The organism is Parabacteroides sp. PF5-9 (assembly GCF_029893105.1).
GTDB lineage: Bacteria > Bacteroidota > Bacteroidia > Bacteroidales > Tannerellaceae > JARXWG01.
Window position 1 is genome coordinate 1 of the sequence record NZ_JARXWG010000036.1, and the last position, 16,820, is coordinate 16,820.

The following is a 16,820-nucleotide window of genomic DNA, read 5'->3' on the forward strand; positions in this document are numbered from 1 at the left end:
AATCTACCAAAAACGGCCTGAAAATGAATAGAATCTACAACTCATTCAAGTTGTAAATCCTAACTTTTACAAGTTGTGATTACAATTTTCAAGTATTTTCTTCTGCAAGTGGAAAAGTCAAAATTTGGAAGAAGTATTCGTCCGACAATTGTCAAACGATTATTACACAATTGTGAAACGATCGTTTGATAGCTGTGAAACGATCGTTTGATAATTATCGAATGAATCTCTATTCCGCATCTTCGGGAAAAAGGACGGAGTCAATTCTGACGGTTCACTATATATACATTCCGATTCCTATATATGTACGCGATTTTTTATCCACCACTTTCGCCGTATTTACTAAGTAATCTCTATATTTGTGGATTAGAACCGACAAGCAGGAACTATCCCTTGTCTTTAATGCAAAAAGTATGAGAAGAATACTTATCCCGCTGTGTTTAGTCTTATGTATTCACTGGGCAAACGGACAACGGTCGTATCAGTTTGAATCGCCCAACCGGTTGTTTGTTGAAGGTAAAGAGTTATTTGAATTAAAAAATTATGCCGGTTGTATCGATAAGTTAGAGGCGTATAAACTACGTGCAACGGATGTTGACCTGATTCAGGAAGCCGACTATATGCTGGCCTATATTGCTTTTGAGCAAGGCAAAGAAGATGCCGACCTGTTATTGAAAGATTACCTGGATCGTTATCCCTCTTCACGACATAAAGATGTGGTGGCTTATCAGATCGGTTCCGCCCATTTCGGGAAAGGCGCATATGAACGGGCGATTTTCTGGTTTAACCAGTCGAACCTCGATGTGTTGAACCCCGAACAGCAAGAAGCTTATTCTTTTCGTCTGGCCTATTCACTCCTACAGACAGGCGAGATCAATGCGGCGCGTAATTATTTTGCCCGTATTCAACAGATCGGTCTGACCTATCGTGATGCATCGTCCTATTATGTCGCATATATTGATTATGCGGATGCGAAATACAATGAGGCTCTCATTGAATTTGCCCGTTTACAATATATTCCCGAATATCATGAACAGTCGTCTTATTATATTGCGCAGATTTATTTTATCCAGAATAAATATGAGCAGGTGATCCGTGAAGGCGAATCGCTGCTTGCCACTTATCCCGACAGTGAGAATAATACCGAACTATACCGTATTGTCGGGAATTCGTACTATCACCTGGACAATCAGCGTAAAGCGTTGACTTATCTGCAAAGATATGCCGAACAGACAGACGATCCTTTGCGTGGCGATCTGTATATTTTAGGTGTCTGTTATTATAACCAGGCAGATTTTCGAGGGGCGGTCGGCTCTTTCGGACGGGTAGTGAATCAGAATGATGCGTTGACACAAAACGCTTATCTTTATTTAGGACAGGCTTATCTCAAGCTGAACGACAAGAACAATGCCCGGATGGCATTTGAAGCAGCAGCGACCGCTTCGTATGATCGTGACGTGAAAGAGGCTGCGATGTATAATTATGCGTTACTGATCCATGAGACCGGCTTTACCGGTTTTGGAGAATCGGTCACTATTTTTGAAGACTTCCTGAACGATTTCCCGAATTCACGTTATGCGGATAAAGTCAATGACTATTTGGTGGAAGTCTACCTGACCACCAAAAACTACGAAGCTGCCCTGAACTCGATCAATAAAATAAACCGACCAAGCACCAAGATCCTGGAGGCTAAACAAGATATTCTGTTCCAATTGGGCACACAATCGTTTACCAATGTCCGGATGGAAGAGGCAATCTCGTTATTCAATCAGGCGATCTCGTTAGGCACGTATAACCAGGAGGCTCGCAACGATGCTTATTTCTGGCGTGGGGAGTCTTATTACCGGATGGGGAATTACAATGAGGCGATATCTGATTATCGTTCGTATGTGAACAATACACGTCAACGCGGTACGGATATGTACGCATTGGCACATTACAATTTAGGATATAGCTATTTCAAGCAACAGAATTATAATCAGGCATTGACCTATTTCCGTCAGTATACCGGACTTGAACGGGATCAGCGGGCGGCTTCTCTGGCCGATACGTATAACCGCATCGGCGATTGTCTTTTCAACAACAGACAATTTACACAGGCAGAAGAAAACTATGCACGGGCAGCACAGATCGCTCCTTCGGCCGGCGATTATGCCCTGTATCAACGGGGATATGTACTCGGACTACAAAAGAATTATCGCGGAAAGATACAAGCGATGGATCGCTTGGTTCGCGATTATCCCGAATCACAATATGCGGATGATGCGTTATTTGAGAAGGGACGTGCTTATGTGCTGATGGAGAATAACCGGGAAGCTGCACAAACATTTGAAGCATTGATCAACCGTTACCCTCAGAGCAGCCTGGCGCGTAAGGGAGGAGTGCAACTGGGGTTAATCTATTTCAATGATAATCAGTTGCAAAAATCGGCTGATGCCTATAAAAAGGTGATCAGTAACTATCCGGGCAGTGAAGAGGCGCGTGTCTCTTTACAGGATTTGCGATCGGTATATATTGAGTTGAATGATATTAATGCCTATGCCAAATACGTTAATTCATTAGGAGGTAATATCCGTTTTGAAGCATCCGAGCAGGATTCGTTGACCTATCTGGCCGCAGAGATGCTGTTTATGCGTGGAGATAACACCGGGGCACAACGTAGCCTGGTGAACTATCTGCAAACGTATCCGATGGGTGCATTCAGTTCGAATGCCAACTATTACCTGGGTAGTATCGCTTTCACTCAGAAAAATTATACGGATGCCAAACGGTATTTCACCTCAGTGGTGGATGCCGGTGATACGAAATTCCAGGAAGAAGCCGTTGCCCGTAAGGCAGAGATCGAATATCTTGAAAAAGATTATACGGCAGCCTTTGAGAGTTTTAAACGGTTGAACCTGATTGCCGAAGGTCCGGAAAACAAACAGGCCGCCCGGTTAGGGATGATGCGCTGTGCACAGTTTACGAATAGAACACAAGAGGCTTTACTGGCTGCCAACGATTTATTGAAGGATCAAAAACTCTCTCCGGAATTGATTGCCGAGGCACGGTATGTACGAGCCAAAGCTTATATCGCACAGAACCAGCAGCAACAGGCTCGGGAAGACCTGTTGGAAGTGAGCCGCGATACCCGTACCGCTCATGGTGCTGAAGCCAAATACCTGTTGGCACAGTTGTATTTTGACCATAAAGAGGATGCGAATGCCGAAAAGGTATTGGAAGATTTTGCCAAGAACGGAACGCCTCACCAATACTGGCTGGCACGCGGTTTTATTCTGTGGGCGGATATTTACATTCGTAAAGGAGATGATGTACAAGCCAGGGTATACCTAAATAGTTTGCAAAGCAACTATAAAGGGAAGGATGATATAACATCAATGATTGAGAGCAGATTGAGTCAACTAAAGAATTAAGAAGTCATGAAGAGAATGAATCCGATAAATATATTTTGTACAGTTGCCCTTCTGGGATGTGCAACAATTGCTACTGCGCAGGAAAATCTTGATCCGCTCAGCCGTCAGATGACTTTGGAACGGGAGTACGACCCTTCGGTGCAGGATGCCAGCAAAGTCAATACACTGCCGGTTATCAAAGAACCGGAAGTGCGGAAAATACCGATCGATTATGCGACTTTCACTGCCCCTACAAGTCCGGCCAAAGAGATTCGTATCTTGCCTTCGGGTGAGGTCATGACGGAAATAGCGTATAATAAACGTCGCGGATATCTGAATCTGGCAGGAGGTACTTACCTGAATTTGAATGGCGACTTCGGTTACCATATTTTGAGTACGGAGAAGGATCAATTGAATCTCTTTTTTTCTCATCGCTCGACAAATGGCAAGGTGAAATACCTTCAGGAAGGTATGGACGAGAAGGTAAAAGCTAAAATAAATGATAATTTGGGAGGGATCAATTTTAAACATCGATTCGACCAACTGACGTTTAAATTGGGGGCGAATTATAAGTATTCCGGGTTTAATTATTATGGTTTGCCATATGGGGATTATTCGTCTATTACATCGTCATACATTTCTCCGGAACGGGAAACCAATCAGGTTATGCATATTATCAAAGCCCATACAGGCGTAGAGTCAGCGGAAGGTGCTGAGGTGGGTTATCTGTTGGATATCAATTATGCCCTTTTCAACCAGACACACGGTATTGCAAAAGATGATAATGGATTATCTGAACATTCGATCAGCGCTACATTTGACTTAAATGCCGGATTTGCCGCTACGCAAAAGATTGGATTAGGGGGTAACCTCAATTATTTCGCACGCTCGGGACCGGATGATTTAACCTATGTTTATGATGAGTTGGAAAACTTTATGACAGCTACAATAACGCCTTATTATGGGGTGGAAGGTGACTCGTGGCGGGTCAAACTGGGAGCGAACCTGATGTTTATTACCGGGAATTATAGTAAAGTCTTTGTCTCACCTCATATTAGTGCAAATATTGTTGCAGGTGAAAAAACAGAGATATACCTGAATGCTGGGGGAGATGTTCGTGCCAACAACTCGCTGGCGCTGTTTGAAGCGAATCGCTACATACATCCTTTTGCGGTCGCACCGGCTTCGCGCACCTGGCTGGATGGTATTGTAGGAGTTAAAAGTGCTGTAGCAACCGGTTTCTGGATGGATCTCTTTGGCGGATATACGATTACCGATAGCGATTATTTTTATGGATCGACTCCCGGTAGTGGATCAAACTCTTTCGGCAATATGGCTCTTCCGTTTATTCTTGACTCCAAACGTTTCTTTGGGGGTGCTCATCTGAAATATGCTTATCAGCAACTGTTTGAAATAGGCGTTAAAGGAGTTTATAACAATTGGACGGTGGAGGATGAGTCTGGTTATGATGACTACAAACCATTCGGTCGTCCGGAAATGGAGTTAAACGGGAATATCACCATCCGTCCGGTAGAGTCTGTCGGATTACTTGTTGATTACTATCTAGCGACAGGACGTTATAACAGGATAGAGGGGAAAATGAAAAATATAAATGAACTTAATATCACCGGATCATATACTTTCAATGATACATTCGGCGCTTATATTAAACTGCATAATGTATTGTTCCAGAAATATGAGTACCTCTACGGTTATCCCATGCAGGGATTTAGTGCCATGGTAGGGGTGAATCTCAATTTCTGAAAGAACGCTTAGTGGTTATACATCTCTTTGTTGTAAAAATTCATGATGTCGATCAGCATATCATGTGCTTGCCGGGCAGGGCTATCCGGGTTTAATTCAAGCGCTTGCAGGTAGTTGTTCAATGCCTGGCGGACATCTTCCTTTTTACGGTAAGCATTTCCTCTGAGATACCAGGCTTCGTCGTCTGCGGGATGTTGTTCGATGTAGGTATTCAGTAGGCGGATCGCTTCGTCTGTATTTCCCTCATAGATGAGTTGTCTGATTTTTTCCATATTTAAAAAGTATATGAGAGGTAAAACCCTCCGTTTTTATTGCCTAGCATAGGTGCTACAACGAAGTTTCGTGTTGCTTTAGCATTGGTATTTCTGGCAATGGCATTCCGTATAGGATAATAGATGAGGTAGGAGAGTTCGACCGACAGAATCCCGATACCTGCACCTGCAACAATATCAGCAACCCAATGTCGATTGTTGTATATACGCGATCCGGCGACAAAAGCAGCCATTAAATAGCCGGAGTAAGCCAGTATGGGTGATGTATCTTTAAACTCTTTATATGCGACGTGAGCGCCCAAAAACGCGTTGGCTGTATGTCCGGATGGAAATGAATGACCTGTGCCGTCCGGCCGTTTGATTTCTGTCAGGTTTTTTAGTCCATGTACAAATCCGGCATTTAAGGCTTCTGCCAGTCCGACAACCATCAACTGGTCTACCCAGTTGTTTTTCTCTTTTCCAATCAGATCGCATACAAATACCCAACCGAGCATTCCCCATTCCATGTAATCATCGAGGTTAACCTGTTTCACTGAATCAGGGCGTGTAAACAGATGAAAATCGTTCATCCCGTCAATGGCAGTACCCACTGCTCCTACAGTAATAAGTGAAGCCGGCAGGATCAGATGTTGGGGTTTGAATCGATAATCTGCAATCCTCATGCGTGGAGGTATCGTATCCGGTGTATGGATATTCGCTTCTTTTTGTTGAGCGAATAAAACAGATTGAATACTTATAAGTAGAGTGAATACAAGTAGTAAATAGCGCACTTTGTCTTTTTCTTTTTCGGCTACAAAGGAACATATTTTTTTTGAATTGTAGCCTAAAAAAGGCCGCCCCAAAATGAGACGACCCTCTTCTATAGATATTTAGAGACTGTTATAAGTTTATTATACTGATCCGCCATCAATTACAGTTGGCGTACCCCAGCCTTCAATCCAATCGGATGATGATCCCTGGACAGTGACTTCTATACTATTCTGCTTAACAGTCACTTTGTATGTATATTGCATACCGCTTTCAAATTCTTGATTCGTACTTTCTCCTTTTTTGCTATCAATTTTGTAGCTGTACTCCTGGTTTCCTATTTTAATTACAATGAATTCGGTACCGGCATTCAACACTTGTGGAATGATTATAGCTCGAAGTACATTTTGGTTGTACATCTCTTCGTATTGGGAATAAGGCGTGATGTCTCCTTCTGTACTGGCGATAGGAGTCACTGTTCCATCATCCATATTAACAGTTGCGCTCAGATTGGTATTCGCAATTTTAACAGTCGCACCAGCGATATCAGCTTCTGTAATTCCGGAGTCGGTATCTGCTTCTAACACGATCCTTATCTGGCTAAACAGATGTTCACATAGAAGCGGAATACTCCGAGAAAAATAGGCAACAGTTTGCTCTTCTAAATATAAATGATCATTTTGGTCATAATCGGACTGATCAGATTGATCCGCTTCCAGATCTACGCGTTGGCTTGTAGGCCAGGTTCCTTTACTTCCGTAATACGGATAATAAGCAGTTACTTTAAATTCCTGACTTTCCGATACCCAATAGCGTTGGTCGACTAACGGGGCGACAGGACTCAGGACAAAACTTCCAAAAGCGTCATCCGCTTCTGTACGGTATTCCACATTATTGTAATTGGTAATTGTGGGAGTAAGACTAACATCTACAATGCGAACACCAAAATTTAGACTTGTTGGTGCTTTTGTCTCTGGCTTTTGCAGATAACCGTCTATTGCAGTAGAAAATAAGAGCGGATATTTACCTGCTTCAAATTCATCTTTTCCTATATGGTCTTCTTCCGCACAGGCCGTCCATAAAAAAACAGTAACTAACCCGAGAAATATGTTCTTGTAACTCATAATCAATCTATTTTAATCTGAATGGCTATTTAATTGGGTGTTGCAGATACATTCCCGTTAGAATCATCTTCAATTGTTCCATCTGACCAGGGACTCACATAATATTTGATATTGATAGAATCGTCTTCTACCGTAATGACAAAATCATACCTTTTCCCGGATTCAAAGATAAACTCTTCATCTGTCTTATAGTAGTATGTCATTTTTCCTGATTCGTGTTCAATGATTATTCTCAAAAACCGGGCAGTATTGTTTGGAATCGTTTGTGGAGGGATAATTGCTCCGAACTCTTTATGCATGATCACAGACTGGTTCTGAGAAGTTCCCAGGTTATTTAGTTCCCCGGTTATTACATTTAAACTTGCTCCGGTACGAATGTTGTCAATTCTTATTTCTGCACGATCATTAAGTGATGCACCGTCTTTATTCTTTACCTTACAGGTTATCCGGGATAACATATGTTTGAATTTCAATGATATGGTTGATGTATCATTGTCAAAACGGTTGCATGTGTCTCTTGATGCATATAACAAGTCGGAGTCATAATAATTTTTATCACCGATAAAGGCATCACTTCTCTGGTCTACTTTTACATAAAAATCGTTATGCGGACTCGCACTATAGGGTTGATAGGCATACACATACACATCATTTTTTTCGGGGAAATAAATCATTTTAGTCGTTTCCGAGTCGTCGACAACTAATTTGTTCTCAGCACTAGTTTTATAGTTTTTATTTAGTGCAATGATACTGTCTGGACTATTTATTGCTTCAATAACGTATATGCCCACATTTTGTCCTTCAGCGATTCCTGCATGAGGATCAGCTTTTGTTAGAAGTGCATCTACTCCAGCAGAGAAACGTATTTCCACTTTCTCGTGATCCGTTCCTGCCCATTCCGTTTCCTGCTGACAGGCTACAAGAATGCTGCTTATTGCTGTTAAAATGAGATATATTGATCTGTGTTTCATAACCCGTTTTGCTATTGTTCGATTATTCCTGTTTTCCTTCGCCTTGATGTGGACCGCTATCTCCCCAGGCATCTTCCCAGTCGGCAACTTCTGTTGTAAACTTTATGCCGGTATTATTGACGGTAACATCATAATGATACATTTTCCCTTTTTCAAAATGGGTCTCTTTATTCATCAAGCCGTATACAAATGCATTTGCATTCTCAAACTTGCCCGACTTGAGTTCTATTTTGAAGAAAGGTACATCTTGTTTTACTTTCTGTGGGATAATAATTGCCGCACTATCGGTTTTATGAGTGAAAATCTGGATAGAGTCTCCTTGTATTTGAATTGTATCTACTCCGGTCGTATGGTCGAAGAATATGCTATCACGTAGACCGATCAATGAAATTTCTGCATCTTTTAAGTCCTCATTCGTAATATCTCCTCCGGCTTTCAGACTGTAAGTAATTTTTGTCAGTTGATGTATAAAAACCAATTCATGAGCCGCTGCTTGCCGGGGATATAACTTTGGAGCACTGAATAAGAGGTCGGATTGGTAATAACCTTCTCCGCTTTGATCGTTTCTGACCTGAAAATAGATGGCATCCTCCAGATTTGAAAGGTGTGGATGATAAGCGGAAATATAGACCCCTGTTTTACCATCGACATTGAAATATTCCGGATAGGTCACCTTTTTATTGGTTGTCAATCGCCCTTCTCCATCAGCTGTATAGGCTAAATTATTCTCCATGGCCAATGAATCTTTTTCGCTGGAGATATAGACACCTACTTTTTGATCGGCCAGAATCTGCTCATCTCCCTTTGTAGGAGTGTTCCCTTTCACATCAGCAGACAACCGGATTTCCATTGCAGAGGGTTCATCTTTAATGCCATCGTCTTTAGTACATGCCATCGCAATGATCCCTAAGACGAATAGATAATATATACGATATTTTTTCTTCATGATAATCTCTTTTTTCAACGTCAAAAATTATTGAGCCGGGATTTCACCTCCACCATTCTTTCCTTCTTCCCAATCCGAAACAGAGGAGGTCATACTGATCTCTTCCCGTTCGATGGATACTCGATAGGTATACTTTTTACCGGCTGTAAACACCACCTCGTCATCAATCGGCCAAGAGACCTCCTTCTCTGGGGATAGTCGGAAGTTAAAGGAACGACCTGTAGTCTGTGTATCCGGCAAAACAACGGCTTCTGCTATGGCGTTGATCTCTGTCCCGCCACCATTAATGGTGACTAACATCGGAATATTGGCAATTTCATCAGGCTCTTCTACTTCAAGGTTTGTCAATATATAATTCGCTTTGGTGTGCATTCCGACAATCTCTATGGCCAATTCGTCAAGAAACTCCGGATTCTCCAGGATCAGGACAGGAGCTTTGATCTCAAAATAGATTTTGGCCAATTTATGTCTAAAGTCTAAGCTGACCTGTGGGGTCGTTTTATCTTTATCGACCACTCGATCACTGACCATTAAATCGATTTTTTCCTGATCGGCTTGTGAGGCAAGATCCAGTACATAGGCATATTCATCTGTAACAGCTGTATTAAACGGGTAGTAGGCCAAAAAATCAACCTTGTTTAATACATCCGAAGGGAAAAAAATCTCATAAGTCGGATTAGAGGCAAACTTATTATCGCCATTGTAATAATACATACGATTAGCGGCTGTATTTGAAACGGTGTTTGTTCCGGTTTCAAACATATATACCCCTATCCGGTCGTCTTCACTCCAAGCGTTATCTACTGCTTTTGTGTTCGCATTATTTACGGATGTGCTGAAACTGACTGCTACCCGATCATCCGGCCCCGGACCTGGTTTGGGAAGGGTGTCTGCGCCGGTACAGCTAAAGAACATCATCGTTCCCAAAGTGAGTATGAATAAGCTATTTTTGAGTTTCATTGTATGATATAATTTATTCGTCTAATAATTATTATGGTAATGCAACTTTGATGATGTAGTGATTGCCACTTGATATATCCAAAGGAAACGGGTCAGATGGATTCCCCCCATTTACTGGGGTTGTATATACACTAGCAAAATCCTCCAACGGATCAAGTGAACCACTTTGAACAAAAGAGAACAAAGCCACATTATCTGCTATTGTTTGAGGGGGTACTAATGCCCAATAAATATGTGTATTGGGAGGAGGTAACATCCCTAGTTCTGTATCCTTGTAAAGCATGGTGATAGTCTTCGTTGCACCAGAAAGCGCAACGGATCCATTACTAATCGTTATATCACTTTCATTGTATACATTCGTAACTGTTACAGTAAAATTATTTGTTTCAATAGGAGTACTCCCTTCTTCCACTCTTAATTCTAATAATGCCATCTTATGAGCGAATGGCAATAGGACCATATTTTGTGTTTGGTTCTCGGCAGTAGAGAATAAGAAATCACTTTTCTGAAAATCTTCCTCACTTATTGTAGATTGATCTTCTTGTACTGCAAAATGAAGTGCAACCGGTGGTGCCAAGTGTGAGTCTAAAGGATTTGGAAGTGACTCATAGGCGCTGTCATACGGATAATAGGCATAAAAATCCAATGCTTCTCCATGAGACGGATAATACAGATTCTTTTCCTCTTCTTCTGCTGGCACCTCTATTTTCCAAGTCTTAGTAGCATAATCAAACACTAACTTCTGATTGTTTATATAAAGTGAATCTGTGCCATTTATGACCGCAAAAATACCGATTGAGTCACCTTCGTCAAATTCACATTTCAATAGGCCGGCCTCCTCTACTGTCGAGACTCTCGTCATCGTCTGGAAAGTGGCCTTAATTTCAATCGGTTTTCTATTCTCTTTTGGTTCTATTCCTGTTTCTTTCTCACAGGAAAAGAGTAATAAAACCGTGCTCAATAATACGGATGAAAATAACCCATGTTTCATTATCGTTCGTATTTTCTTTTCGTTTAATACTTAATCGTTATATTATCAAAAGCTTCTTCCCAATCATGAATAAACCCTGACACATCCGGATTAACACCCAACGAGATGGTATTGGTCAATTCTTGAGGGGTGATCATATCGTTATTAAAGTTGGATAGGGCACTACTCATATCCGAGACAAAAGGTTCCCATGTCGTTCCATTTACTAATGTAAGATTCACCTGTAAGTTTTGCTCACTTCCGATGACACCCATCAGCCGGACAACACCGATCAACTGATTCAGTTCATCATTTTTGGTAAAGGAAAAACTCACGGAGGCAGGACTCTTGAGTAATCCGGGTGTACTGGAAAAATCCACAGCCGAAGCCACCCCTGACAAGGTTCCGGCAGCTGTCAATATACGTGGCATACCCCCATCTTCTACGTTGATCGTAATCGTCAATTGCTTGACCAGTTGTCTCATAATGGGAGTCACCTGTGTTTTCTCTTCTGCTTTGATCTCTATGGCTTGGTAGGCGCCAAAAAACCATCCGGGGCTTGCGTAGATACCGCCACCACTCACCCCATCTACCGAGGCTGTGGAGTGACTCACCTGTATTTGAGAGGCCTCATTATAAAGTTGTAAATTATAGTTCCCTACCTTTATTGAATCCGGAAAGTCGGTCTGACCAGAACCAAAGGTTGCTTTATACTCATTGTTGTTTAATGAGACAATAAATTGAGAAGGAGTAGGCACATTCATCGAACGATTGCTCCAATCCGGACTAACAGCCAATGCCCCTTTTTTATTATCCCCAGGGGTTGGGTCAGGTCCCGGATCTTCGCCATTATACATCTCCGGAGTTACGCAAGCATTCAGGATACAGGAAAAAACCACAACTAAAATATGTGGTAATTTTGTTGTTCTCATATGGTCTTTATTTACATGACTTTATATTCATAACATAGAATTCATTATTCTGATAATCACGCTTTTATATCGGTGAATGATTGAACGGCTAAACTGCAATCATTACAGAATTCTTTGCTAAAGTACGGTTATTTTTTAATAATCAAGAGGGGATATTTAAACGAACCTAAAAACGAGCCGATGTCCTTTTTTTGAAAATCAACAGTTGGAAGTTTTATTCGTTAAAAAAGTGTTTACAACTTTCAGAGTTGTTATGAAAAATTAGTGATAAGAATCAGTAAAAGAGGGGGGTAAGCGAAAGAGGTGTTTCTGGCGATTTTTAAACACTTTTAAACATTATTCGCGTTGACCTGTTGATAACTTTTTATGTAAAATAATCTAAAAATTCCTTTCGAAGTGTTTATGGATTTGGAATAACATCCAGTAGTTCTTTCCATGTTTTTTGAAAAACCGGATGGAGTATTTCCGGAGCAATTTCAGCTAATGGTTCAAGTACAAAACTGCGTCTATGCATCATTGGATGCGGGATTGTGAGGTTTGGCGTTTGAATAATTTCGTTGCCATAAAGCAAGATGTCGATGTCGATAATGCGATCTGCGTAATTCCCATTACTCTTTTCGATCCGTCCCATCTCTATTTCAATCTGACGGGTGGTTTTCAGGAGGTTTCCCGGAGAGAGAGTGGTCTCCAAAATCAATGCACTATTAAAAAACGTATTCGCAGAATCGAATCCCCAAGGTTCGGTTTCATAAACAGACGAAAGGGCGAGTATAGTCCCCACCCTTTCTGTCAACAGCCGGATAGCTGTCTCTATATTTTCTTTCTTATTCCCGATATTTGTTCCGAGACCCAAACAGGTTTTGACCATTTTCTTCGGGTTAAATGATCAACATCGCATCTCCATATGCTCCGAAACGGTATTTTTCTTTAATTGCTACTTCATACGCATGCATAATCTCATCATAGCCTCCGAATGAAGCTGCCATCATCAATAACGTGGAGTAAGGCATATGGAAGTTGGTAATCATGCTGGTAGCAACCCCGAAATCGTAAGGTGGGAAAATAAACTTATTGGTCCATCCCTCAAACTCTTTCAGGTGTCCGTCGGTACTGACTGCTGTTTCCAAAGCGCGCATAACAGATGTACCTACGGCACAGATCTGATGTCCGCTGTCGATCCCTTCATTCACTACCCGGGTCACTTCCGTATTGATCACCATCTGTTCCGAATCCATTTTGTGTTTGGTCAGATCTTCCACATCTATTTCGCGGAAATTACCCAAACCGGAGTGAACAGTCAGGAAAGCGAATTTGCTATCTTTAATTTCCAAGCGTTTCATCAGTTCGCGACTAAAATGCAAACCGGCAGCAGGAGCAACGACAGCTCCCTCTTCAGACGCAAAAAGGTTCTGATAGCGATCTTCATCTTCGGGTTCTACCTCACGTTCGATATATTTAGGCAGCGGGGTTTCTCCCAGTGCATATAACGCTTTTTTAAATTCATCATGATTGCCATCATAGAGGAAGCGCAAAGTCCGTCCGCGAGAGGTCGTATTGTCAATCACTTCAGCCACCATCGAGTCGTCTTCACCGAAATAGAGTTTATTGCCGATACGTATCTTACGAGCCGGATCGACCAAAACATCCCATAAGCGAAATTCCGGGTTCAGTTCACGCAATAGGAATACTTCGATGCGCGCACCTGTTTTTTCCTTATTCCCGTACAAACGAGCCGGAAAAACCTTTGTGTTATTGAAAATAAACACATCGCCCTCACCAAAATAATTCAAGATGTCTTTGAATGTATGGTGTTCAATCTCGCCGTTTTTGCGGTTGATCACCATCAGCCTTGACTCGTCGCGGTTTTTTGTCGGGTGCAAAGCAATAAGTTCCGACGGCAGTTCGAATTTGAATTTTGAAAGCTTCATATATTATAGTCTTTTATTAATTTTAATCCATTGATCATATTGTTGTGTCGACATGTTCATCCAGGAAACGATCGATCTCATCCGGCGACATACATTGGTCTAATGTAACTGCTCCGATCCGGGTTCGTTCAAGCGCAATCAGATGAGCACCGGAATCAAGTGCAACACCGATATCACGGGCTAAAGCTCTGATATATGTCCCTTTGCTGCACACCACCCGAATGCTGATCACCGGCAGTTGACATTCCAGCAGTTCCAGTTCATCAATCACAAGCGTCTTCGACTTCAACTCAACCTCTTCCCCCTTACGTGCTAATTCATAGGCTCGTTTCCCTTCTATTTTACACGCCGAAAAAACAGGAGGAACCTGCTGGATTGTTCCCACAAATGTTTTCAACACCTCCTCCACTTGCTCACGGGTAATATGATCGGTGGGGTATACTGCGTCTACCTCTTTTTCCAGGTCGAACGACGGTGTCGTCTCTCCCAGTTTTAATGTAGCGATATATTCTTTGGTCTGATACTGGAACTCATCGATTCGTTTGGTGGCTTTTCCCGTACAAAGAATCATTACCCCTGTTGCCAGGGGATCGAGTGTTCCGGCATGTCCGACTTTTATTTTCTTTATATTCAGCTTCCGCGATAACTTGTATCGAAACTTATTGACCAGATCGAACGAAGTCCAACGGAGCGGTTTGTTAAAGTAGAGTATCTCTCCTGCAATAAAATCCATATTTACCCGGTAATCATTGAATAAACGATGGCCAACAAGCCGGCCACCACACAGTAATAAGCGAAATAGATCAATTTCCCTTTTTTCACCAGATTGATCATCCACTTACAGGCTATCGTTCCCGAAATAAAAGCGGCCAGAAAACCAACGATCAATACAACCGATGAAATCCCGGAAGCCTCCGCCGAAAAATCACCTTTCAACAGATCCAGGAATGCTTCACCCAGAATAGGAATAATGACCATCAGAAAGGAAAACTTGGCAACCTGCTCTTTTTTGTTCCCCAACAGGAGGCCTGTGGCAATCGTACTTCCCGAACGGGACAATCCCGGTAAAACGGCACACGCCTGTGCTATTCCGATAATAAATGCATCTTTAAATGATATATTTTCTTTAACACGTGGTTTAGCATAATAGGAGAATGCCAATAGCGTTGCGGTGACCAATAACATACATCCGACAAGCATTAATCCGCTCCCAAAAAGTTCTTCCACATAATCTTTGAAAAAGACCCCGACAATGCCCACCGGAATCATCGACAACAGAATCTTACAGACCATCTGCATCTCTTCATTCCATTTGAAACCGAAAAATCCTTTGAAAAGCACAGATACTTCGTGCCACAAAACGACAATGGTACTTAAAACGGTTGCGGCATGAACCACTACGGCAAAAGTCAAGTTCTCGTCTCCATCAAGGCCAAACAAAGCACTTCCGATAATCAGATGCCCACTGCTGCTGACCGGTAAAAATTCAGTTAATCCTTGTACAATCCCAAGAATTAAAGCTTCCAACCAACTCATTCTTCTTCTGTTGCTTTGCTTTTGCTGTTTTTGAGAATACCGACGATCATCAGTATAAATCCGATCATCGTCACAACCGGTGCTACTACAATCCGACGGGTGTTGAAAATCTCCGGATTAAAAGAAACACCGTCTTCCGACCCGCCACCACTCATCAACACAAATCCGATGATGATCACCAGTACGGCTACACCTATCAGTATAAAATTCTCTTTTCCAAAAGCAAAATCTCTTCTTGACATCTTAATAAATTATTAATTATTAATGTTTAATGATTAATTGATATTGAGGTGCATAACACGCAATTAATCATACATCATTAAATATAGTACATCTTGTCTCCTCCCATCCGGAGGTATTTATTCACAGCAAATGTTGTAGCAATAACCGACAGCAGGATGCCCACAACTAAAACCATTATAAATACCAGCAACAAAGTGGTTGTATCTAATAGTTGGATAAAACCATCCAGCTCGATTTGTAAATAATATAACGAGCCGGTCAGCATTAATATTGCCAAAATAGCGGCAAGTATACCACTGACAACATTATAACGAATAAAAGGTACCCGGATAAAAGCGGAGGTGGCTCCAACCAGTCGCATGGTATGAATCAGAAACCGTTTGGAGTAGATCAACAAACGAATCGTATTGCCAATCAACACAAACGAAATAATCATCAACATAGCGGCCAAGATCAACAATATAATACTGATACGAGTCATATTGGTATGCACCATCTCCATCATATCTTTGCGGTAAAGCAAGTCGGAAACGGAAGTGTATGTTTTGATTTCACGTTCAATGACAGCCAGGCTATCCGGATTCGCATACGCCGAATGTAATTTGACTTCGATAGAGGCCTGCAGCGGATTAAAGCCCAGGAATGTTTCCGGACTTTCGCCCAACTCTTCCTCCAACTCCTTTGCCGCCTGCTCTTTTGAAATATATTCGGTCGATTTAATGTATACCCGATCGTCCAGTCGTTTTTGCATACGCTTGATCTCTGCTTCCTTCAGGTTATCTTTCAGAACAATGGAAAAAGAGATGTTTTCTTTTACGTAGGCAGACAATCTGTTTCCCAATAATCCCATCAGAAAAATCATCCCTAACAGAAAAAGAACCAATGCAATACTGATGATGGATGTAAGCCGGGAATTATAGAAAGAAACGTTATTAACCTTTTTATTTTTAGTCATTAAGGATGTCTTGCAATTGAGTTTAAACAAAAAATGAGATGCGTAAGTACACACATCCCCCAAATTTTCTGCAAAAGAAC

General features: G+C 41.7%; 16 protein-coding genes. 2 read left to right on the forward strand and 14 right to left on the reverse strand.

Going from position 1 to position 16,820, the window contains the following annotated elements; translation table 11 throughout:
- Positions 1-413: 413 nt before the first annotated feature.
- Both M2135_RS15080 and M2135_RS15085 read left to right on the forward strand, forming a co-directional pair.
- Positions 414-3,413, forward strand: a complete 3,000-nt coding sequence (locus M2135_RS15080; RefSeq protein ID WP_280749357.1) for a tetratricopeptide repeat protein — start codon at positions 414-416, stop codon at positions 3,411-3,413.
- A 6-nt stretch (positions 3,414-3,419) separates the two neighbouring features.
- Positions 3,420-5,156, forward strand: a complete 1,737-nt coding sequence (locus M2135_RS15085) for a TonB-dependent receptor (protein WP_280749358.1) — start codon at positions 3,420-3,422, stop codon at positions 5,154-5,156.
- 8 nt (positions 5,157-5,164) lie between these two features.
- Here M2135_RS15085 and M2135_RS15090 read toward each other — a convergent pair whose 3' ends face one another.
- From M2135_RS15090 to M2135_RS15155, 14 genes are all read right to left on the reverse strand, one after another.
- Positions 5,165-5,428 (reverse strand): tetratricopeptide repeat protein, encoded by a 264-nt coding sequence (locus M2135_RS15090; RefSeq protein WP_280749359.1) that lies wholly within the window; start codon positions 5,426-5,428, stop codon positions 5,165-5,167.
- Positions 5,429-5,430: 2 nt separating this feature from the next.
- On the reverse strand, positions 5,431-6,198 hold the full coding sequence (locus M2135_RS15095) for a phosphatase PAP2 family protein (protein ID WP_280749360.1): 768 nt from the start codon (positions 6,196-6,198) through the stop codon (positions 5,431-5,433).
- A 120-nt stretch (positions 6,199-6,318) separates the two neighbouring features.
- The gene (locus M2135_RS15100) at positions 6,319-7,299 is read right to left on the reverse strand and encodes a fimbrillin family protein (RefSeq protein WP_280749361.1); all 981 of its coding nucleotides are present in this window, start codon (positions 7,297-7,299) and stop codon (positions 6,319-6,321) included.
- Positions 7,300-7,328: 29 nt separating this feature from the next.
- The gene (locus M2135_RS15105) at positions 7,329-8,270 is read right to left on the reverse strand and encodes a fimbrillin family protein (RefSeq protein ID WP_280749362.1); all 942 of its coding nucleotides are present in this window, start codon (positions 8,268-8,270) and stop codon (positions 7,329-7,331) included.
- A gap of 22 nt (positions 8,271-8,292) precedes the next feature.
- Complete coding sequence (locus M2135_RS15110) at positions 8,293-9,216, reverse strand: fimbrillin family protein (RefSeq protein ID WP_280749363.1); 924 nt, start codon at positions 9,214-9,216, stop codon at positions 8,293-8,295.
- Positions 9,217-9,243: 27 nt separating this feature from the next.
- A complete protein-coding gene (locus tag M2135_RS15115) occupies positions 9,244-10,176 on the reverse strand; it encodes a fimbrillin family protein (RefSeq protein WP_280749364.1) in 933 nt (310 codons plus the stop codon).
- A 31-nt stretch (positions 10,177-10,207) separates the two neighbouring features.
- Positions 10,208-11,167, reverse strand: coding sequence for a fimbrillin family protein (locus M2135_RS15120; protein ID WP_280749365.1), 960 nt, complete (start codon positions 11,165-11,167; stop codon positions 10,208-10,210).
- Between the two features lie 23 nt (positions 11,168-11,190).
- Complete coding sequence (locus M2135_RS15125; protein ID WP_280749366.1) at positions 11,191-12,078, reverse strand: hypothetical protein; 888 nt, start codon at positions 12,076-12,078, stop codon at positions 11,191-11,193.
- 400 nt (positions 12,079-12,478) lie between these two features.
- Entirely contained in the window at positions 12,479-12,946 is a 468-nt protein-coding gene (gene folK, locus M2135_RS15130; RefSeq protein WP_280749367.1) for a 2-amino-4-hydroxy-6-hydroxymethyldihydropteridine diphosphokinase, read from the reverse strand.
- Positions 12,947-12,956: 10 nt separating this feature from the next.
- Complete coding sequence (gene queA, locus M2135_RS15135) at positions 12,957-14,006, reverse strand: tRNA preQ1(34) S-adenosylmethionine ribosyltransferase-isomerase QueA (RefSeq protein ID WP_280749368.1); 1,050 nt, start codon at positions 14,004-14,006, stop codon at positions 12,957-12,959.
- 34 nt (positions 14,007-14,040) lie between these two features.
- A complete protein-coding gene (gene truB / locus M2135_RS15140) occupies positions 14,041-14,739 on the reverse strand; it encodes a tRNA pseudouridine(55) synthase TruB (protein WP_280749369.1) in 699 nt (232 codons plus the stop codon).
- 2 nt (positions 14,740-14,741) lie between these two features.
- Positions 14,742-15,542, reverse strand: a complete 801-nt coding sequence (locus M2135_RS15145) for an undecaprenyl-diphosphate phosphatase (protein WP_280749370.1) — start codon at positions 15,540-15,542, stop codon at positions 14,742-14,744.
- Positions 15,539-15,784: a DUF3098 domain-containing protein gene (locus tag M2135_RS15150; protein ID WP_280749371.1), complete on the reverse strand. Its 246-nt coding sequence runs from the start codon at positions 15,782-15,784 to the stop codon at positions 15,539-15,541. The genes M2135_RS15145 and M2135_RS15150 overlap by 4 nt, the downstream gene beginning before the upstream one ends.
- Positions 15,785-15,861: 77 nt before the next feature.
- A complete protein-coding gene (locus M2135_RS15155; RefSeq protein WP_280749372.1) occupies positions 15,862-16,740 on the reverse strand; it encodes a permease-like cell division protein FtsX in 879 nt (292 codons plus the stop codon).
- Positions 16,741-16,820 lie beyond the last annotated feature (80 nt).